This is a genomic window from Paenibacillus sp. FSL M8-0212, assembly GCF_038004645.1.
Taxonomy (GTDB): Bacteria; Bacillota; Bacilli; order Paenibacillales; family Paenibacillaceae; genus Paenibacillus.
Genome location: NZ_JBBORP010000001.1, coordinates 6293139 through 6315081 on the forward strand (window position 1 = coordinate 6293139; position 21943 = coordinate 6315081).

Annotated in this window: 16 protein-coding genes; 3 read left to right on the plus strand and 13 right to left on the minus strand. The window is 45.0% G+C overall.

Annotation, left to right across the window (positions count from 1 at the left end; all coding sequences use genetic code 11):
• Positions 1–85: 85 nt before the first annotated feature.
• The 3 genes from MKX68_RS27510 to MKX68_RS27520 all read right to left on the minus strand — a co-directional run bounded on the left by MKX68_RS27510 (position 86) and on the right by MKX68_RS27520 (position 9231).
• A complete protein-coding gene (locus tag MKX68_RS27510; RefSeq protein ID WP_340914919.1) occupies positions 86–5332 on the minus strand; it encodes a S8 family serine peptidase in 5247 nt (1748 codons plus the stop codon).
• A 688-nt stretch (positions 5333–6020) separates the two neighbouring features.
• The gene (locus tag MKX68_RS27515; protein WP_340914921.1) at positions 6021–7487 is read right to left on the minus strand and encodes an exosporium glycoprotein BclB-related protein; all 1467 of its coding nucleotides are present in this window, start codon (positions 7485–7487) and stop codon (positions 6021–6023) included.
• 283 nt (positions 7488–7770) lie between these two features.
• Complete coding sequence (locus MKX68_RS27520) at positions 7771–9231, minus strand: alpha-L-fucosidase (RefSeq protein ID WP_340914923.1); 1461 nt, start codon at positions 9229–9231, stop codon at positions 7771–7773.
• Between the two features lie 122 nt (positions 9232–9353).
• On the opposite strand from MKX68_RS27520, the gene MKX68_RS27525 reads away from it, so the two are divergent.
• On the plus strand, positions 9354–10199 hold the full coding sequence (locus tag MKX68_RS27525; RefSeq protein WP_340914926.1) for an AraC family transcriptional regulator: 846 nt from the start codon (positions 9354–9356) through the stop codon (positions 10197–10199).
• A gap of 26 nt (positions 10200–10225) precedes the next feature.
• Here MKX68_RS27525 and MKX68_RS27530 read toward each other — a convergent pair whose 3' ends face one another.
• Positions 10226–11314: a glycosyltransferase WbsX family protein gene (locus tag MKX68_RS27530; protein WP_340914928.1), complete on the minus strand. Its 1089-nt coding sequence runs from the start codon at positions 11312–11314 to the stop codon at positions 10226–10228.
• Between the two features lie 61 nt (positions 11315–11375).
• Positions 11376–12467, minus strand: coding sequence for a hypothetical protein (locus MKX68_RS27535; RefSeq protein ID WP_340914930.1), 1092 nt, complete (start codon positions 12465–12467; stop codon positions 11376–11378).
• A gap of 188 nt (positions 12468–12655) precedes the next feature.
• Between MKX68_RS27535 and MKX68_RS27540 the strand changes: the two genes are divergently transcribed.
• Positions 12656–13063 (plus strand): hypothetical protein, encoded by a 408-nt coding sequence (locus tag MKX68_RS27540; protein WP_340914932.1) that lies wholly within the window; start codon positions 12656–12658, stop codon positions 13061–13063.
• A 109-nt stretch (positions 13064–13172) separates the two neighbouring features.
• On the opposite strand, the gene MKX68_RS27545 is transcribed toward MKX68_RS27540, so the two are convergent.
• The 6 genes from MKX68_RS27545 to MKX68_RS27570 all read right to left on the minus strand — a co-directional run bounded on the left by MKX68_RS27545 (position 13173) and on the right by MKX68_RS27570 (position 19784).
• On the minus strand, positions 13173–14522 hold the full coding sequence (locus MKX68_RS27545; RefSeq protein ID WP_340914934.1) for a glycoside hydrolase family 30 protein: 1350 nt from the start codon (positions 14520–14522) through the stop codon (positions 13173–13175).
• Between the two features lie 22 nt (positions 14523–14544).
• Entirely contained in the window at positions 14545–16188 is a 1644-nt protein-coding gene (locus MKX68_RS27550; protein ID WP_340914936.1) for a sugar ABC transporter substrate-binding protein, read from the minus strand.
• 37 nt (positions 16189–16225) lie between these two features.
• A complete protein-coding gene (locus MKX68_RS27555; protein ID WP_017688674.1) occupies positions 16226–17113 on the minus strand; it encodes a carbohydrate ABC transporter permease in 888 nt (295 codons plus the stop codon).
• A gap of 15 nt (positions 17114–17128) precedes the next feature.
• Complete coding sequence (locus MKX68_RS27560; protein ID WP_339784069.1) at positions 17129–18118, minus strand: ABC transporter permease; 990 nt, start codon at positions 18116–18118, stop codon at positions 17129–17131.
• A 119-nt stretch (positions 18119–18237) separates the two neighbouring features.
• Positions 18238–19260 carry a LacI family DNA-binding transcriptional regulator gene (locus MKX68_RS27565; RefSeq protein ID WP_076330992.1) on the minus strand — a complete coding sequence of 341 codons (1023 nt, stop codon included), beginning with the start codon at positions 19258–19260 and terminating at the stop codon, positions 18238–18240.
• Between the two features lie 179 nt (positions 19261–19439).
• Positions 19440–19784: a thioredoxin family protein gene (locus MKX68_RS27570; RefSeq protein ID WP_340914939.1), complete on the minus strand. Its 345-nt coding sequence runs from the start codon at positions 19782–19784 to the stop codon at positions 19440–19442.
• A 118-nt stretch (positions 19785–19902) separates the two neighbouring features.
• Between MKX68_RS27570 and MKX68_RS27575 the strand changes: the two genes are divergently transcribed.
• The gene (locus MKX68_RS27575) at positions 19903–20040 is read left to right on the plus strand and encodes a hypothetical protein (RefSeq protein ID WP_167350856.1); all 138 of its coding nucleotides are present in this window, start codon (positions 19903–19905) and stop codon (positions 20038–20040) included.
• A 79-nt stretch (positions 20041–20119) separates the two neighbouring features.
• Here MKX68_RS27575 and MKX68_RS27580 read toward each other — a convergent pair whose 3' ends face one another.
• Positions 20120–20413, minus strand: coding sequence for a DUF3817 domain-containing protein (locus MKX68_RS27580; protein ID WP_036608336.1), 294 nt, complete (start codon positions 20411–20413; stop codon positions 20120–20122).
• Between the two features lie 205 nt (positions 20414–20618).
• The gene (locus MKX68_RS27585; protein ID WP_339784070.1) at positions 20619–21587 is read right to left on the minus strand and encodes a LacI family DNA-binding transcriptional regulator; all 969 of its coding nucleotides are present in this window, start codon (positions 21585–21587) and stop codon (positions 20619–20621) included.
• Between the last annotated feature and the right edge of the window lie 356 nt (positions 21588–21943).

Sequence of the window (21943 nt, forward strand, 5' to 3'; positions counted from 1 at the left end):
CCGACAAGCCCTGATACCCTCGGCTTATCGACTTCTTGCTTAGATGGTCAAAATGCAGTTATCATCCATGTCACACTTTTCATAATTAAGGTTGCAGACCCTCAGCGGACGGTGGATCTACTTCTGTTTCAGTCTCTTCAGAGGTCGTATCTGGTTCTGGAACTGATTGTTCTTGTGCTGCGCTGACGAACAATCGTCCAGCTGCTTCAGCCTCTACTTTGTTGCCTGCTGCATCCTGAGCGCGAATCACAATGACTCCCCCCTCAAGAACAAGGGATGCAGGTGTTGTGTACGTACCCGTGTAACGACCAGGCTCAGTCTCCACCAATGGAATCTCTCCTGCCCCTTGGGCATTCAGATTCAAGGGTAACTGAATACGGAAAGATGCTTGCAGACCAGGTTTACTGTCAAATGAAACGGTAACACTCTCCCCTGATGTGATTCGCACATCCTCAGCCGGAGTAATATTCGTAAGTTCTGGCAACACCGTCTCCACATAAACGGTGCGTGTTACGGTTGTTTTGTTGCCAGCGATATCGGTTGCCGTGATGGTAATTGTGTTCTCGCCTTCATTGACCAATACGCGGTGACTGAAGCTTCTGTCTTTGCCCACTTGTACGGTTTGTCCGTTAACGGTTACCTTATCGAGGAATTGTTCCACGACATTACCCGTTACGTGAACAACTTCTGCATTGATGCGATCCCCTTGAGCTGGGGTAACAATCGTCAATTGCGGTTTGGTCTGATCCAGAATAATGACAACGGGGAGTGAACGGTCGGTTGTTTTACCGTCTACCACTGCCTCAGCAGTAATCGCATTAATGCCAGAACGGAGTTTCACACCATATGAAAACTTCCCATTCGCTACCGTTGTTGTACCTGCCAGATCCTTGCCGTTGTAAAACTTGATCTGGGCGCCGGATGCTGGAGACGTTCCCGACACGGTGAAGGTTGACTGATTCGTATACGTGTTCGCAGGGGCTGTGAGCACCGGTGCATTTACCGGATATCTCACAACTGCACGAATCATGTAGTTACCTTCTTCTGCAGGTGAAGTGCTCCATGCGCCACCTACTCGCTGCCAGCTTCGACCTGCATTCGTACCATTCTCATCAGTAGCCAGTCCCGGAGCACCAGTTCCAGCTACACTCTGAACATACACGATATAGAAGTCGCCCGTTACAATGACCGGTTCCGGGAATTCAACGGTTGTCCATTGATCGTTACGAAGTGCAGTACCGTCAAATGGTCCAGCCAGTTGTCGTCCCGGAGCGCCGCCAGTACCCGAAGCATCATAGACGGCATATTGGAACGCTGTACCTCCAGGTACAGGCCATTCGCTGTTCCAGAATCGGAACGATGCACCTGTCAGTTGAGCGGTCTCCAGCTCTGGTGTCATTCGAACCGCCCAAGCGTTATCCGCAGCGTTAAAAGCTCGTGCGTTCTCTGCTGTTCCATCATCATAAGCAATTTCCCCAGGGAAACCGATGAATGGTTTCAAGGCAACATTTGCCTCAGCTGTACCATTACCAGGGACAGTAACAGTAACGGTTTTACTGTAATAATCAGCAGCCCGGATGGACAGGGTATAACTTCCTTCCAATACCTGAATATTGAAGCTGCCATCTGAACCTGTGCGAACTTCACCTACATTGGCATCTTCCATCACGAGAACGGAAGCATCAGCCAGTGGTTGTCCTGTCCGCTCATCTGTGACTACACCTTCAATCTGCCCATGCGGGATTGCCTCCAGATTAAAGTTGGCTTTGGCACCACTGCCATCGGTGATCGTTACCTGCTGAGTTCGAGGATAATATCCATATGCCTCAGCTTTTAACGTGTAATCACCTGCTACGTGTGTGAAGCTATACTTGCCTGTAGCTGAATCTGTCTTCACCGAACGTCCGGTTTCCAGTACGGTAACCGTTGCACTTGCAGGCAGGCTTTGTGGATTAACCGAACCTGTTCCTGGTTTTTCAACTTCCGGTAATTGCTGTTTCGTTTTGTTAAATTCCGCTTTGTCAGTCCGCGAAATTTTGTACCATGGGTTATCATAGGACGGTTTCGGTTTGTCGCTGTTAAGCACAACCGCACTGTCCTCCGTTACCGTCTCCGCAGCAACTCCCAGTACACGGAAATCATCAATGAACCAACCTGTCTTCACAACACTGTTGTCTGAGGTCAGACGGAACCGGAATTGCACTTCATTGCCGGTAAGTGTATCCAGGTCATAAAATACCGGTGTCCATTGTTTACCGTTTGTACTATGTGAGAATTTGCCCAGTTCTGACCATGTCGTTCCACCATCCTTGGTAACTTCCACATAACCGTAGTCGTATCCACTCTCAATCTCGTACCAATGATTAAACGTAAGTGTTCCTTCGGATACATCCGTCAAATCAACAACTGGAGATACGAGTGAATAGTTGGAGCCATTCTCGTACGTATTGTCGAGATCAGTCGCCCAGACATTTGGCGGAGAAACGGCGCTTGCAGGTCCCGTTACCGGAATGCCTCGTTCCCACTCATCTTTGGTTCCTGAATGAGTCCAGCCATTATCATCACTACCATCGAAATGATCAATGTAGATATCCTGAGGCACATCCACTGTAATGGAGACCTCGTTCGATTTGTCACTTTCATTACCACTATAATCAAGTGCGGAAACGGTATAGTAATAGGTCGAATCTGTCACCGTAGCCGTATCCGTAAACGTTGTTCCTGTTGCAGTTCCAATGGATTCATAACCTGCACCTGCGGTTGTGGAGCGATATACGATATAGGATTCGAGATCCTCATCGCTCGGACCAGTCCAGCTCAAGGCTACGTTGCCCAGAATATCAGCGGTTGCAGTTAATCCCGCTGGAGCTCCTGGTGCAAGATCATCCAATTCTTCAACTGCGAAATCATCAATGTACCAACCAGCCTTTTGCACCGAGTTATCACTGGTCAGATTGAATTTGATAAATACCTGCTGTCCCGCGTATTCGCGAAGGTCGACATATTGTTTCTTCCAGTTCCCACCTGTACCCGTGAAGCTTAACAACTCTTCGAACACATAGTCGCTGTCCTCGGAAGCGATATATACCTTGCCAAAGTCGATGTTATTCTCCAGATCATACCAGTGTTTGAAGGATAATAACGCGCCTTCTGGACTCTCGGTGAGATCAATTGGTGGCGCAAGCAGATATGCATTGCTATTCGCCACATAAGTCCCTTGCAGATTGGTTGCAATCACCTTGTCACCGGAGTATGCACTTCCAGGACCACTGGTTGGTGCTCCCCATACCCAAGTACTTCCGGTTCCGCCTGTCGTGAAGCCCAGCTGATCTTCTTCAAAATCCTGAAGATATCCTGGCTGAACACCATTGGACACAGCCACTTTATATACCTGACTTTCGAAGCCGTTGTTGCCGTAGTCGTTAACGCGGATATAATACTCCACACCTTGTGGCTCAATGAGAAATGCCGGAATGGTCGCTGTATACGTACCATCTTTGTTATCTCCAGCAATCCGATTCATCGGCAGATAGACGTACTGGTTGGTACCTGTCGTTTTGGCAAAAGCCTCGACGGAGACTACCGCGACGTTATCTGTCACATGAGCGGTTAATGGTATATCGATGCCTGTAAAGGCAGAATTAACAGGGGTGTGTGCCAGTACCGGCTCTTCCAGATCATCTCCGGCCGTAACCACTCTGCCGGATACTGTGCCGATCCCTTCGAGTACAGAACCTACAGCATCAAGGGCATTAATAATGCCGTGACCATAGCCGTTATTAGGAGATGTCGGATATTGACTATCTGTTCTCGGCGTGGCTGTATCTGTAATGATCTGCTCCAGCTGATCCACTGTAAGGGAATGATTGGCTTGAAGAAGAAGTGCAGCAAGCGCAGTTGTATGTGGGCCTGCCATGGATGTTCCGTTCCACCCTCCCTCATATACACCGCCCGGAACTGCTGAGCGGATATTCACACCAGGGGCAGATACTTCCGGTTTGATCTCACCATACGGGGATGGGCCCAGCAAGGAGAATGAAGCCAGGTTTCCGTTGATATCGGTTGCTCCTGTAGCAAAACTTTCAGGATAGTTCGCCGGGTTAGCAACAGAACCAGGTCCGCCCGGGTTACCCAGTCTCACATTTCCTGCGGAGAATTCTGGGAAAATCTGAGCATCACGCCAGGCTTGCACCATCGGTCGGAACCACTCATCCAGTCCTGCTCCTCCGCCCCATGAATTGTTGACAACATCCGGTGCAAGTTCAGGATGCAGATTGCCTTCCGCATCCACCGGAGCAATCAACCATTGTCCGCCATCCAGAATAATGGCATCTGTTGTTTCCGGATTGAATATCCGTACACCAATCCACTTCGCACCGGGAGCAACCCCGATCTGGTTGGTGCCATCTGCTTCGGAGCCAACCATCGTACCCATCGTGTGAGTACCATGCCCGTCTCCGTCCGCAGGGAGGGAAGCATTACTGTGCGGATCATACCAGCTCAGTTCGGGATCAACGATATTACCCGAAGCATCCAGTCCCCGCCATTTGCTGCGAAGCGCAGGGTGGGTATAGTCCACACCACTGTCCAGATTGGCAACAACAATCCCTGTTCCATCGATGCCCCGATCCCACACGGCTGGCGCATTGATGTAATCCAGGTTCCATTCCACGTTCTCTGTCGCAAGCTTGTCCTTTGTAGCAGGCTCTTTGTCTTTGACTCCGACTGAAGAGTCTTTAGTTGGCGTTTGGACAGCATCTTTGCCTGATACCGCATTCGCCGGTTCTTTACTCACTTCGGCTTTCTGTAAGTATCGTGTCTCATTTGGTAGAATCTTCTCCACCTCAGGCAGCAGCGCAATCTGTTCCATGACTTCTTTGGTACTCGTTACTGCCAGTGAATTGACAATAAAATAGCTTTTATATTCTTTGACCTTACCCAGGTCAACTTCCTTTTCCAGATAAGTTTCCAATGGATATTGTGTACGCGAGGCCGTTTCTCGCAGAGAGCTGACGACCGAATTACGAACGGACAGCTTTGTGGCTGAAGCCGTTTGTTTGGCGATGGTCGCCTTTTCAAGGGCCTGTTTGGAGACTGCTGCTGTATCCACCTGTTCCTTCATTTTCACCAGATAGGTAACATATTCACTACCTTCGAATTCTTTGGTCAACTTGGCGTTTACTTTGGACTCCGAAACATTGGCAAGTCCAGATTTCATATCCAATTTGGATGATGTGGAGTTTTCAGCTGAAACCGGATGAATGATCGAAAATGCAAGGAGAAGCGAGAGCCCCATGGAGATGGGCTTGCGTAACCGATTAATCTTTATCAAACTTTTCCACTCCTTTTACCCGGTTTTTTAATTTAGTCTGGTACATATACCCTTCTCTGCAGAATAAAACGGTAAAATAACCTTTATTGCGGACGAAATAGATACCATGGATTTCACATAAAGCCTCACCTCCTTTGCAGGTCTGGTTAGGGAACAATATGAGTCAGAAGAGATAACAGATCAGTCTATGATTTTTGACTTGGAAGTTTAGGAGATTGAATGAATCGGATTAAACCATGTGAGTGAATAGTTTGGGTGTTTGAATAATGCAATGAGAGTGAATGTCGATAAGCATTCATGTGGAAGGGTAATCTGGAGCGTTAGCAGAACGCTTGCTAAGGAGTGGTCAATATGACTTTCGATCGTGATTCGAGTGAGTAGTTAAACATTTTAATTACATATAATAGTCGATTAGGAATTTAATTGGATTTTATTGGTATAGTATAAAATCATTATTCGATATATACAAGCACTTTATTGAAAAATATAGAAAATAAGTCTATTTAATGCTTTTATGTGTCTCATGTCGCTTACACATATCAGCTTATTTTTCGTATTCCTGCATGTTTTTGATGAATAATAGGTTTTAGTAGTTCTATATAACCAAGACCTGATACTCAAAATTTCAAACCAAGAAAAAGAACGACATGAGAACTCTCATGTCGTTCATATCAAAATTTATATCTCATCATGTAATGTTCACGCCGCCACTTGCATAGCCAACAACGGTATTCACAAGAGAAAGTCCAGTTGCCGTTGCGGAGAATACAAGCAGAAGACGTGTCTGTGCAGTCACAGGTATAGTCAATCCGGTTGTTATGCCATTGGAGATGCTACCCAAAGCAATGATACCAGTTAGTGGAGGTGCTAGTGTAACGACCGCCCCCGGAACCGCAGTAAATGCATTATCAGGAGTAGGTGAACTGAATAATTGTGCAGTGATGGTCACCGTTGAACCGACCAAGGCCAAGGCTGCTGTTGTACTAAAATAGGCAGCAATGGAAGTTATAACGCCATCTCGTGGAACAGAGAACGCAAAGTTAATGAGTGGTCCGACAATCGTTCCCGTTAAATCAATTGTGCCACCCAGAATGCTGACTCCTGTTGCCGAGCTGCCGAAACCGATAAGGCTTGTCGTTCCGACCAGTCCACCAAGAATCGTTGTTAATATGGCAGGTCCGCCAGAAGCAAACGGTATGATGGCCCCAGAACCCGTAGCCCCAGTAACACCAGTGCTGCCAGTTACTCCCGTAATCCCAGTTGCGCCGGTAGCCCCGGTTACCCCTGCAATTCCGGCTGCACCCGTTGCCCCGGTGACTCCCGCAAGTCCAGCTGCCCCGGTAGCCCCGGTGACTCCTGCTACGCCAGGATCACCAGTTGCTCCTGTAACGCCAGCTGCCCCAACAGCTCCTGTACTCCCCGTTGCCCCTGTCGATCCTGTTGCGCCACCTGCTGGGCCTGCCGCACCCGTTGCTCCAGTAACACCTGTCGCACCTGCTGGTCCCTGGGCACCAGCAGCTCCCGGTGTACCAGCTGGACCTACACCACCCTGAGAACCAGCAACGCCTGCCGGGCCTTGTGGACCAGGTACGCCCTGAGGACCCGCTGGTCCTGCAGGTCCTGCCGGACCTTGACTCCCTATGTTTCTAAGCCCTGATGTGATAGCCAATTCGGTCGCCCGGATCAAAATGACCAGTTGATCTTTCTCAGCCGAATCGATATTCCCCTGTAAAATGACAGATAGGAGCACATCCAGCAATTGCTGCAAATTGGTTCCCACACTGATTGGAGAAAATGGAACGGCCTCTGCAGATACAATGGTAAGCTCCAAGACCGCTTCGAGATCTGCCTTGGTTCCCTTTTTCAAATCCGAATGATGAACCAGAGCCAGTAATTTACGCAGTACCTCAATCAGAAGTGAAACATTGTGAGGCGTGGGATTGGCAAAAACCTGTACAATTGCTCCCTTCAACTCACCAATTAATTTGAGAAGCAATTCGGCTTCTTTGTCAAAACACTTATGATGGTGGTTATTGTGGTGGTTATTGTGCTCGTGATGGTGTTCTTTGTGCTGCTCTTGGGGATGGTCACAGTCCTCAGCTTTTTTTTTCTTAAATCCGCTCCAACCATATCTGATGCGTTTCTTTGGTTTCATCTTTTTTGCAGATCCTCCTTAGTGAGTCTCAATCATTCCATTACAGGCGAACATCACTGGTTTGATGATATCAGTATATTAGCAAGAAAGAATTTCGTGATTATTATATAAGTAAGTTTCCGAATTACCGTTTTCAGCTTGGAGCAGCCTCCATTATCATGGAGAGGATTTTGCATGGAAGTCAGCCCTGTGTATAGCCCAACCAAAAGAGCGCTATCCGATGAGTACAATACTCCTGGATGCGCCCTTTTTATATTTACAGTAGTTAATTTATCTTTGTTGATTAGTCCAATTTAATTTTGAAAACAATTGGCGCATTACTTTTCACAGTTGTTGTTGTGATCGTCAGTGCGTCCGCTGTTCTCTCCCATTGCGGCTGTTCTTCATAGCCAAGTACCTGAATATCTTGAATGACCCCTTGAAAATGGTGAGAATTTTCCTTCAGGGATTTAATCTGCACCACCCCATTATCTGGATAGGCAAGAACCGTGGCATACAGACTGCTTTCTTTTAACGTAAAACGTATATCTTCACTCGTAAATATCTTCGTATCCCCATCCGTGAATTGCCCTTCCTTCACCTCTGTCGGACCCTCGCCAAACGTACGCCAGAATGACGTGTCATAGATCGCTTCCCCATTCACTTCCAGCCACTTGCCAATGCTCAGCAAAATGTCGCGATCTTCATCCGGTATGCTGCCGTCTGCTTTGGGACCAATATTCAGCAGTAAATTCCCGTTTTTGCTTACAATATCGACGAGATCCCGAATAATCTCCTCAGCCGTTTTATAGTTATTATTTTCCGTATAACACCATGAGTTTTTAGCAACAGCTGTATCCGTTTGCCAAAAATAGGGCTTGAGCTCAGCGAACTGTCCCCGCTCCACATCCGGAACGGCACTACCAAACATGTAGGCCTCATGTTTATAATTGATAGCTACAGGCACACCCCACTCTTCGCCTTTGTTATAATAATAGGCAGCAAATTTCTTGAGATAGGGTTTGAATGCAACCGTTTGAATCCACCAATCAAAATAAAAGACCTTTGGCTGATATTGATCGACCAGTTCACAGCAGCGAATCAACCAGTCTTCCAGATACTCCTCGGTTGGAGGTGAGTCATACAAGTCGAAGTGATCCTTGGGTTCAGGCATGGCAGGCCAATAGAAATCCCCACGCTCCAGGGGTTCCTTAATATCTGAATCAAATTCCTTCCCGTGAGACATGAAGAACCAGTGCTCAGCGCGGTGAGACGACACGCATAATGTCAGCCCCTGCTTCTCGTATGCAACCTTCATCTCACCCAGAAGATCCCGTTTGGGGCCCATTTCATATGTGTTATAGTGAGAGATAGAGCTTTTGTACATCTGAAAACCATCATGGTGCTCAGCCACAGGCATAACATATCTGGCTCCAGCCTGTTTGAATAACGTTGCCCATTCGTCTGCATCGAACTTCTCTGCACGAAACATTGGAATGAAGTCTTTATATCCAAAGTCCTTATGAGGTCCATACACCTCAAGGTGATGTTCATAAGCTTTGGTGCCTTGTATGTACATATTTCGCGAATACCATTCGCTATCATAGGCCGGTACAGAATATAGCCCCCAGTGAATGAATATGCCGAATTTCGCTTTTGGGTACCATTCGGGTACTTGAAAGGCGCTAAGCGAACTCCAGTTGTCCTTGAATTTACCGCTCTCAATCGTTGCTTCGATATGTTGCAAATATTCGTTTTTGTCCATGAGATGTTCTCATCCCTTCTGTTATTGTCTGTAGTTGTATTGTAGTGCTAAGGCCGAAGGATAGACATGCAGAACACTAACTTTTAGATGGACAATAATAACCTTGTATGGAGATGAAAAGTATGAATCACCAAACTTTGCTTACGAACTACCTGTCCAATCTCCAAGTCGAATTATTCATGGTCAATTACAATCGGTGCGATACGGATTGGCGGGATCTGGATTACACGCCCGATTACAGCAAGTTTTATTTCATATGCGAAGGTGAAGGTTGGCTCAAAATTGGGGATGAGGAGTATTATCCTGCGCCTAATCAGCTTATTCTAATGCCAGAGGGGATCAAACAGTCATACTCTGCCATTAATGAAAGTCCTTTTCTCAAATATTGGTGTCACTTTAGCGCAAAGGTTGGGGGAATCAATTTGTTCCAAATTCTGAAATTCCCACACATCTGTACGATAGATCAACCTGAGTTGGTTCAAGCAATCTTCAGCAGTATCCTTACATATGCAAAATCCGATGAAGTCTATGCCCATATGATGGCCAAGAGCAAACTGACCGAGTTACTATCCCACTATCTAATGAATCTGGATCTGGATCAGATCTCTTTTATTAACGTTCCTGTCATGGAGAAACTGTCCACCATTCTGGCATATATTGATTCCAACATTGAAGAGAATATTTCGGTTCAGGATCTGGCCCAGATCGCCTACATGCATCCAAATTATTTCATTCGATTCTTCAAGCAGCAGATTGGAGTTCCTCCGATCCTCTATATTACTGGTAAAAAAATCGATAAGGCCAAGGAGTTGCTGGCCTGCACCCCGAACACAATAACTGCCATCGCCGAGCATCTCGGTTTCAGTGATTTGTATTATTTCTCCAGACAGTTCAAAAAGCATACAGGGCTAACGCCAACGGAATACCGCAAACAAAAAACAGTACTTACAACGAAACATGGTCTATAAATAAGCTCACTTCAGAGAGAGTTCCCTCATTCGGAACTCCCTCTTATAGACTTGTTTCTATTCAATTGCTCATGCTGAGTTACTTTCTTGAGTTCTCTCAAATAAGCATAACCATAGTTTTGATCCGGCTCAAGATATGCCCCTTCCGCCCACTCGTTCCAGGCATTAACAAAAAGATATTCACTTTTGTACAGTGTCCTTGCTCTCTCCATCTGCCTTGATAGATACAGCCCAAACTTCTCTGGAGTAGAACCGAGCGTACTCTGTCCGTCAACGCCTCTCCGCGGTGTATTATCCCAATTGACAAAAGCACCTGGATAGACAATTTCTCCGTTACGGTGTGGTGTTCGTTCGAGAATGGAGGACCAAACCTTGTCGTAATTCACAGCAATATGTTGCTGTCCCTTGATGTTCATTTGGATCCAGATTCCATTCATATGTCCATGTGCAAACGTATAATGCGGTTCAAATTCCATGCTCGCATCAAAGACCTGACGATTAAATGTAGGGAATCCACCAATGGTCTGCACAAAATGGATCCCTTTCAGGCCATGCTTCAAAGCCAATTCACGCCAAAACTGAATCATTTCCTCACATTGCGGAATACTGGCTGGCCGATAGATCAGAAATAACGGCTTACCTCCCACTCGAATATATCGTTTGTCCTTAAATACCTTTACCAAATAATTAAAATGTTCTTCCCAATCCTCTCGATCCCCATAATTCTGGGCCATGAGAATATCGGATTCCTGCCCATCCCATTTTCTTGTCCATGTCTCATTGGCCCAAGACAAACAAAAGGGGAAATCAGGCTCCCCACTGTTCAATATTTCATTAACTGGTTTTTCCAATAAACGTTTGCCTTTGAACCAATAATGATAATAACAAAATCCATAAACGCCATGATGTTTGGCTGTTTCTGCTTGCCACTTTCGTACATCTGGATCGGAAAGATCATAATATTTCCCCTGAAATGGCTGGTTAGGCTGATGGTGACCCGAATATAAAGACGTGGCTTTTTTTACATTCGTCCATTCAGTAAAACCGTCCCCCCACCATCGGTCGTTCTCCTCAATCCGGTGAAATTGGGGCAGATGCAGAGCAATTACCTTCAATCAGAACTCCTCCAATGCAGCAACATGATGCAGCCTACGCTCCTGTGATTTTTGGGATGATTTATATGAAAATGATATCCAGTAGTCGCAATGTTTTTTGTAGATGGGATTGATTATATTTCATGTATGCCAGAGCATGGCTAGCGGCCAGTCTCCTTGCATCAACACTCTGCCAGTAATGTTCAAACTTCTGAGTGAGTTCTTCACAAGAGTTGTATTGTTGAAAGTTACTAAGGTCAATCCCGTTGCTCTGATTCACAGATGGTCCTATGAGCTGAAACGTCCCACATGCGGCAATTTCCATCACGTTTTTGATTGATTCCCCACTATGAATAACCAGTTTGCTTCCGTTATATAACATCTGACGAGCTTCATTCGTATGAACAGGCTTGAAATCCCCGATCTGTGCCCAACCCTTTCCATCCACCCGAACCTTTTTGTTATCCATAAGACCTGATTTGGCAATAGCGGTGACGATGCCATCCGGTTCTGCATCCCCGATGATACAAACATCCGATTCATACTCCGGGGGAACAGCTTGCGGACAGAATAGATGTGGATCAGGCGGCATGAACAGTTCATGACTACCAGTGCTTCCCATATGCTGCTGATCATCGGTTATTTGCGTTGAATGTTGTGTAAACACATGATCAAAAATCGGTAGGATAGTTTCGCTTTGATTCCCATGTTGATCGACAGACAACCAGATTGCCTTCTTCACGGTTGATGTCCTTAATGCTGTGATATTCTCATCCGGCAAGTTTTCTTCGCTTCCGATGACCATAATCAGGTCAACTTCATAGGAAGACAAACAGGCTGACACGGATTCGATATATTTAATCTCATTCACATTTCTCACGAGATGTTTCAGACTCTGTTCAATCAGGACGCAATGGGATGACATTGCTCGGTCATTACAAGGAGTAATAAGAAGCACATTTAACTCCTTATAGATCACTTTTGGCACTTCTCGGGTAGGTATGCTTCCCACCTGCATCATGTTCAGCCATTGCTGATTCAGTTCCAATTGCTGTACTTCCATATGTTTACGCATGGATTTGAGTTTCCTGTTCAGAACCACATTCATCTGTCTCAGGAATAACCGGTTCGCATCATGAACTGAACGTCTCTTTTTCGTGGACTTAACCTGCATTTTTGACTTCTTTTGGATAACAAACCCTCCTGTTCCATGCGAAAACATTCTCTGCCTACAATATGCACGACATAGTGTTTCGCTAACTCTTTTTTTGCAAAAGGGGCTTTATCCCAAGTATATAATGTGTGGCCACCCGGATCATTCCAAATCTTGTCCTCATAGAATATAAGAATACTATATAGGAGATGATATCTTTGCCAACTTTTGATAGCATCCTTGTCACCGGTAATCAGACCATTAACCAAGATCTGCAAGTTAATGGTAATCAAACCGTTGGTGTCGATCTAAACGTCAATGGCAGTCAGACCGTAGCAGGCAGCCTTCAAATCAACGCCAGCTCCTCGATTGTCAACCATTTGGGTGTAGGCGGAGTGATTGAAGCTGGAGATAGCGTTAAGGCCGCTACACAATTAATGGCACTTAATCAACCTACTCTTCCAATCTCCCTACCCGTTTTGCAACAACTCAGATATTACAATCCTGGTGTTGCAGGTCAACCTGGTCTGGTCTTAACAGGGACTGCTGGCAACCAATATATACTGTTCATTGATGAAAGTAGTGGGACACCCCATCTCGCCATTCAACCCGTATAATATAGCCCTGAATCAGATGAATTTCACCAAAAGAAGCGATATCCGTGTACACTCCGGATATCGCTTCTTTTGGTTTCTTTTCTGATGAAGCCTGGTATAACTCATCCATTTATAAATCTGTGATTAATACGGACAAGACACTCTTGCTTTCCAGCTGGAACTTCATCAATACATCATCGCGCAGCTTAACCTGTATGTTGCCCGTCTCCTCCCCGTCATTGAAGAGGACTAAAGCTACGGAACCATCGGCATTTTTACAAGCCACAGAACAAATTCCATCATCACTTGATGTTGATTCGATCCGAACAGCCTTCGGACGGATCACAGCACTAAAATGAGCCAGAGCATAATAATCAAGTGTATACGTAAGTTCCTTTGTTTGCTGATTCACCTGTACGATCCCACGGCACGTACTGCGGCCAAATCTAGGAACGGTTGGCCCGTTGTTCTCATCAAGTGCCATATTCCAAAGTACAAAGGACTTGCTGTAATTGCGAAGAATCTGAATTCCCGTTCGCATCACATTTGAGAAGGCTTGCTCAAATGGCGGAATCCACTCTCCACCCGAACCTTCAGTGAAATGCACTTCTTTCCCTGCAAAAGCTTCATAAACCTTCGTTTGAGCAGAAGCATCGCCCCCGTACCAATGCCAGGCTACGCCATCCACTTCCTCTCCCGCTTGTTCCAGTACGGTAAAGGGGTAGTCCGGTTGATCCCAGTTGTGATCGTAACAGAGAATCTTGGTTTGAATATCGTTTTGCACAAAGGCTGGTTTGAGATGGTTCTTGATAAAATCTGCTTGAGCTTCAGCTGGCATCAACATACCAGGATAATGTCCCGGTTCATAGAGCGCCTCATTCTGTGGTGTGATGGCATGGATCGGTAATCCATGCTTGCCATACGCTTGAATGTATTTCACGAAATACTCAGCATAAACGGGATACCATTCAGCCTTCAACTGTCCGGTGATCATTGATCCACTCGTTTTCATCCAGCCGGGTGCACTCCATGGTGAAGCAAACAGCTTCAGTTCAGGATTCAATGCCAACGCCTTTTGCGTTAAAGGAATAACGTCCCCTTCATCATGTGCAATGCTGAATTGGGCTAATTCCGGGTCTGTCTGCTGTTCTGGCATATCGTTATAACTGTATATCGTTCTCGCATAGTCCGAAGCTCCCATCGGATTACGGATGACTGACAGCCCGATCCCTTTCTCCGGATGGAATAGTCGGTTCATGACCTCATCCCGCTGCTCCTCATTCAAAATTTGGTTGATCAAATAAGCAGATGAATCGGTAAAAGAAGCACCAAATCCGTCCATCTCCTGATACGTTAACTGATCATCCAGATGGATGGTCGTTTTCTCCTTATCAGCATCCAGTGGTTTCAATTGCTCTTGGGGTAGAGATACGAATAAATCTTCTTCACCCGTAGATTTGTACATTTTAAATGTAGTCATAGGATTCTCCTTTGTATTTCTATTATTGAATGCCTAGTTTCTCTTTGTTCAATTTCATCTTTTCACTACGTACCTTCACAATCTCTTCCCACCGATTTTCACCTAAAAATGATTTGTAAGAAGCCAGTGCACTGTCATACGAGGCATCATCCTTGGAACGTACCATACTGACCAGTGTTGTATTCCACTTCGTATTGATTGCTGACAACGCACGAGCTTCAGGTGTACCTTGATCCGGGCTAATATTCTCCAGAATGAAGTGTGGTTTCAGTTTGCCTTTGCCCCACTCCTGCATCTGTTTAATCGCTTCCGGAAAAGCATCTGCACTGAGTGCTTTGTGGCGGTCATGACCAAAGAACATAAATTCACCCATCCGATAATCCTTTTTGAATTGATCCGCGTTATTGAGTTGCAGGTCTTTCACTGCTGGCAGCAATTCTACACTACCGTCGGCTTTGGTTTGGTAGGTTTCCCCCTCGATCCCGTAATTCATAAGCGTCTGTCCTTCTTCACTCAGCAAGTATGTGAATATCTGAATGGCCTTGGCCGGATCTTTACAGTCCTTGGAAATGAAATTGATCATCCACCCCGTTATCCCGGATTGATTCAATGTTGGTGCATTACCTTTGGTGCTCTGCGGACCATCAATTGCAATATATTCCTTGCCCGGGTTGGCACTCATGTAAATTTGCAGGTTTCCTCCTTGTTGAGGTGTACCGTCAAGCAACATGGTCGCGTATTTACCGGACTTTACTTTTTCCTCAAAAGCCGTTCCATCATCGGCAAAACTGTCATCACTGATATTCCCGTCTCGGTACACAGTGTTTAATGTCTTCAGCCACGTGAGGTAATCTTCATCTAGATTACGATCATAGAATTCTCCTGATTCGGTCTCCAACGGAACACCGATGAAATCTTGCAACGTATCTCCGAGTGAACCTGTTCCTTCACCAATGGAGTTGAATCCAAAAGGGATCAACGCAGGGAACTCTTGCTTAATTTGTTTCATCACACGCTGGAATTCTTCTGGCGTTCCAATAACAGGGCTGCCCAATGCTTCATACACATCCTTACGAATGATAAATGCCGTTTTGGCAGGAATGTTACCGCTATCATAATCCTCTTGTGTATTGGAATAGTTCGGGTAACCATAGGTTTTACCATCCGCCAATTGGAACCAGTTCAATGTATCGGCAGCCGCAACTTTATTGAAGTAAGGATCGTATTTCTCCGCCAGATCATTCAGCGGCATAGCCCAAGTTGCAGCTTTTTGCACCACTGGAGAATTCGAGTCAAACACCGTCAACAAATCAGGCATATCTCCACCCGCGAAAAAGGTGTTTAACTTGGTATCATCACCCGTGATAAATTTAATATTGATGTTCAGATCCTCTTTGATTTTCTTGGTAACAATGTCCTTGCCAAAATCAGTGTTCCACCAGTCCGCATTGACGTACCATGTCAGGTCGGTAGCCTCTTCCTTTTTATCCAACTGCCAAGCTGGCTTTTCCGGGTCGACCGTATAACGATCTTCAATGGATACCCAGTTCCCTTCACTGGAGCCCCCCGATCCACCACTGCAACCTGTAATCATAAGTACGGCTGTGAGCAGTGTTGCGAGCAATTTTATCCCTTTTTTGCCTGATGCCTTGTTCAACTTCAACATATTTTTGTTCCTCCTCAAAATGGGGTGTTTGTTGCTCTTATTCCTTGACCGCACCCAGCATCATTCCCGAGATAAAGTATCTCTGAACGATGGGATAGATCAGCACGATAGGGAGTGTTGTAATGACAATCGTGGCTAACTGTACGCCTTTGGTTGTTGTTTCAATCACAGCGGAACCCCCGACATTTTGCATGGATTGTGTCTGGGACTGAACGATAATCTCATAGAGCATCATCTGAAGTGGATAAAGTGACTGATCGGTAATGTATAACTTGGTCGTCATGAAGTCGTTCCATTGCCCCACCCCATTAAATAGCGCAATTGTAGCCATGGCAGGCATGGAGAGTGGAATGAAGATTTTCAGGAAAATATGCCAATCCCCTGCGCCGTCAATCTTGGCCGATTCTTCCAGCGAATCCGGGACATTCCGGAAGAAATTCATCAGAATCACGACATCATAGAAGCTGAACAACGCCGGAATAATGTACACCCAGAAGCTGTTTAACAATCCAAGTGATTTGATTAACAGGTATGTTGGGATCATGCCGCCCGAGAAGAACATCGTAATGACCCCCATGGCAACGTATAATTTACGGCCTCTTATGTACTTTTTGCTGAGACCGTAACCAACCATGGCACAGAAGAACACATGTGTAACAACGCCAATCGTTGTTTTGGAAACTGATATGAAGAATGCCTGCCAGATGCCCTGATCATTGAATACCGCTCTGTAATTCTCCAGCGAGAATTCCGGTGACCAGAAGATGAATCCACCTTCCGCCAGTGCCTTGCCTGAACTAAAGGAAGAGATGATGACATTCCAGAGCGGAACCAGAATAACAATCGTACAGATGATTAACAAAATCATGTTTAAGGTATCAAAGATCCGACTATCGAGATCTTCTTTTGCCACCTTTCCATTCACGCGGGATGCCTCCTTCTACAACACAGATTGATTATCGTTTAATTTGCTTGTGATTTTGTTTGCCGTGACGAGTAGAATGACAGAGATGATTGAGACACCCAAGCCAACGGCCGTTGCATATGAAAAGTCACCCTGAGACATCCCCATACGATACACGTATGAATTGATGACTTCCGCTTTGTCGCGGTTTTGGGAGTTCATGAGCACCAGGGTCTGATCCAGATTCGACCCCAATAAACCGCTTACAGTTAGAATCAGATTTAGGCTGATAATTGATCTCATATTAGGTAATGTGATATTCCAGATCTGTCTGAGACGGCTTGCACCATCGATTTTGGCAGCTTCATAATACGTTGGATCAATCTTTGCCATGATCGCCAGATACAGAATCGTTCCCCAACCTGCCTCTTTCCAAATATCCGATAAGGTAGCAATCCACCAATACTTGCCTGCATCCAGCAAAATGTTCTGCGGTTGCGAGATCACTCCCAGGCTAAGCAACAATTGATTAAATAACCCCGTGGTTGAAAACCAGGTGATCAGCATTCCCCCAAGTACGATCCAGGACAAAAAGTGAGGTAAATATGAAACCGTTTGCACAAATTTCTTGAATCGTCCACTGTTTAACTCGTAGATCATGATCGCGAGAATGATCGGAATGACAAACCCGATACCTAATTTCAAGAAACTGATCCCCAGCGTATTCACGACTGCATCCCAGAAGTATTTGTCTGATAAAATGATTCTGAAATTATCGAGTCCTACCCATGGAGCAGTAGCCAGTGTATCAATGACTGTGTAATTTTTGAAGGCAATTGTCAAACCGTAAATCGGGATGTAACAGAAAATAATCATAAAGATAATGCCCGGGATAATCATCGATTGAATCTCCCATTGTCTTCGATAATCCACGACGAATTCTTTGATTCGTTGTCCGATGGGTTTCTTCCCATTGGGATTGATCGTATTTTTACCAGTTGATGTCTCTACGGCTAATTTATCCACGTTTTTTTACTCCCCTCCATCATGTATGAATGTTTATAAAAACGTTTTTATTTTTCGGCATAAAAAACCCCTTTGTTTTTAATTATGTAAAAAAAGACCGGAGAAGACGCTGAATCAACTTATGTACGGTAGTCTTTCCGGTCGATCTTCACATGGCTTGAACCTCTCACCACCAGCTCACCCGCCAATTTTTGCGCAGCCCCTTGTTCTTTCTCCTTGATCATCCCCACCAGTTGGTTGATTGCCAGGATACCCTGTCTTGCAATTTGATTTCTTACCGTTGTGAGCGGTGGAGAAAAATACTGTGCAATATCAATATCGTCAAAACCCACGACACTAACATCTTGAGGTACTTCAAAACCCTCAGATTTCAACGCATGCATACAGCCAATTGCACTCAAGTCATTCCCCGCAAGAAATGCATCTGGCCGCTTGCCGGGGTGCAAATGAAGAAAAGATTTTATCGCACTATATGTGCTTTCCTCCTCAAAATACCCCTGTATAATGTAATCTTCATCGATCGGAAGCTGGTATTCACGCAGGGCAGCCAAATAGCCGTCTCTACGCTGCACACTGTCAAACATCGTGTCCACACCCGAAATATAAGCAATTTTCTTGTGCCCCAGCCCAATTAAATACTTGGTTGCTTCATAAGCCGCTACATACGAGTCAAAAATGACACTTCCCATCGTATCGCTCTGATAGACCCGATCCAGAAAAACCGCCTTGATCTTGTCTTTCTCCATGGCGATAATATCTTGCTCGTCGATCCGAAGCTCTTCGTAGATAATGACACCATCCACCCGCCGACCCAGAATATTACTCATAATAACGTGTTTATCCTTGGTCACAAATACATTCAGCCCATACCCAAGACGATCACATTCGCGAGACATTGACTCAACCAGCTTATAGAAATACGGACCCGATACACTTGTAGTGAAAAAACCAAGCATTTTGGTTTGACCGGACTTCAATAGCTTACCATTCAGGTTAGGCACATAGTTTAAACGCTCTGCCACCTTAAGAACATGTGATTTCGTCTCCGGGTTCAAGACATCCACACCATTCAAGGCGTTGGAGACTGTAGATATGGATACGCCCGCTTCCCTTGCTACATCTTTAATCGTTATCTTTGCCATAAGTTTTGTCCCTTTACTATAAAAACGTTTTTATAATGTTTAAATTATCATAAAACCGTTTTCATGGCAACACTTTAATTTGCGAGTTCAGACATCATGTACTTTATATATAGCTATATGCCACTGCGGGTGAAAAAAAACGGCTCATGTATGAGCCGCTGTTCCTGTAACTTTGCTTTCTATTCCTCATCCTGGATATACATGGAGTGAATCTGTTGCAGCTGCTCTGCCAGACGTTCCAAGCGAACAAAACGATCCGCTCGAATATATTCCTTCTGCTCCACAAGCATGATCATTGTTGGAACGGTAAAAATAAGAAACTTGGACGCAACCTCTTCCACTTCATTAGCATTAATGTGACCCAGGTATATTGATGGGTAAGGTTCAAGCAACACCCTGATCTTGGGGAGTAAAGCGTGACATACACTGCACTCTGGCCGAGATACATACAAAAAAACCAATTCATGTTGTTGAATAGTTTCTTCAACCATTTCTATGGATGTTAACTCATGAATATCTTTCATAGAAGCTCAACCCTTTCAGTCATTCAATAGCTTGCTCATTTAAACTTTTTCTTTTCAAGTATAGCCTATATGCGTTAGAATCAAATGGAATATATCCCCATATGAAAGAGGTTATGGTATGAAAAAATCATTCTTGTTTCTGTTCACTGCGCTGGTAGTTGTTACTTCCTTCTCGGCATATGCACCTGTATCGAATGCCTCTGGCGATATTGGAGTCAGCCTGCTGTCCGATCGTCAACAAGGTACAGTAAAGTAGTACTTATACAGAAAGTAACAGGCGACAATTCGGATAACATCTGAATTAGTCGCCTGCTTTCATTTAGTCATATTGATTTTTATTTCCAATCTCTCTTCCGAAGATAAGATTCAAATACAAAAGTTCCAAACGGCAAAAGACCGGCCAGTCCACCCATCAGCCAGCGCGTTATCTTCCACTTTTTGACCAGAGCCAAGTGAACTAGCGCAATAAGGTACAAAGGAAACAAAATACCATGAATCATGCCCATTACAGCTACAGCGGAAGAGATATCTGCAAAATATTTCAGAGGCATAGCAATAAAAATCAACAGAAGTAAGGATACACCCTCCCATATACCCGCAATTCTGAATCGGCCTGTCACTGTCTTCATAAAGTCCATTCTCACCTTTCCTGCTAATCGTTTGTGAAATATGTAACTTGTAACATGATACAAAAACCTCACGCCACATCTCCGTACAGATATGTCGTTCTGAAGCTCATATTCAGTATAACGTATGTGTCCGATTCGAAGATGCTTCAAATTTGAATAATTATTGAATCCATAAAACCAGATTTCCACATCAGGTCTTATGGATTCAAGTTGTCTCACGCTCAATCAGCTGGTATGTCAGCTGCTCTGTCTTCAACTCTGTTTTACCCAATACAGCCCACAAGTGATGGAAAGCCTGGGTGGCTTGCTCCGCAATCGGATTGTGTATGGTCGTGATTCCAAGAACACGGGAAAGCTCGATATCATCAAACCCCACAATGGCGAGTTGTTCCGGTACCTGAATATTTCGTCTGCGTGCTTCACTCAGAATACCGATGGCTGCATAATCATTCGAACATAATACGGCCTGTGGAAGTTCTGGTCCCTCAGCCATTCTTCGCATCGCTTCTTCGCCGTCGGAGGAGCTAAATACGGAATATTGATATGCTTCAGTCCACACATGCAACCCTCTGCTCTTCATGAAAGATTCATAGGCTTCACGGCGGCTCTGGGTATTCAAACTTTCAGCCCTGCCAAATGCATTGGCAATTCGGGTGTATCCTCTTGATACCAGATGCTCCAGAGCTAACTTATACCCTTCTGCCTGATCCATCGCGACAGACGGAATCTCGTCATTCCCCATTCGCTGCCAGGAGACAATGGGCCCATACTCCATATAAGCTTTTAATTTCCGAGGATCATTGACACAAGCAATAATAACTAGACCATCAACTCGTTTACTGCGCAGATCTTCGAACGCCTGCAATTCAATCTCTGGATCTCCACGGGATGTATAGATAATCGTCTGAAACCCAAAATCCATGGCTGTATCAATGAATTGATTCATGAATGTAAGAATGATCTCACCTGTGGTAGAGGTCACAATTCCAATCTGTTTTGTTTGCCCTGTAGATAACGATATTGCATTCCGGTTGGGAATATAATTCAACTGTTTCATAATATCCGTTATGATCTGTCTTGCTTCATCACTAACATGCGGAGAATGATTAATCACGCGTGACACCGTCGCTTTTGAGTAACCGGACCGCTTCATAATTTCATCAAACTTGGACATCGGAGACTCCCTTCTTGCTAACGAACTGTATAAGTTCAACTAAGATTATTTACACTGGCACTTCGATGACAGAACAACCTTCCGATCGCTGTTATCCCCAGATTTTTTTGATTCCCTTATCTAAAAGGGAAAATCCGGGGATAGCGTATGCTTCCGATGTAGCTTTCTTGCAGAAAGCTTTCAGGCGACCGCTTCGCTTCTTCTGGTTATTTCTGTCCTCTCCGTTTTCGTGTAAATTTTAGTTGAACTTATTTAGAATAATAGTATGCCTTAGATTGGGGTCAAAAGTAAAACTTGACGTGTAACCCGTTACAACGTTTAAGCTTTTTTTATGTCATAACTGAATCATCTTAAAA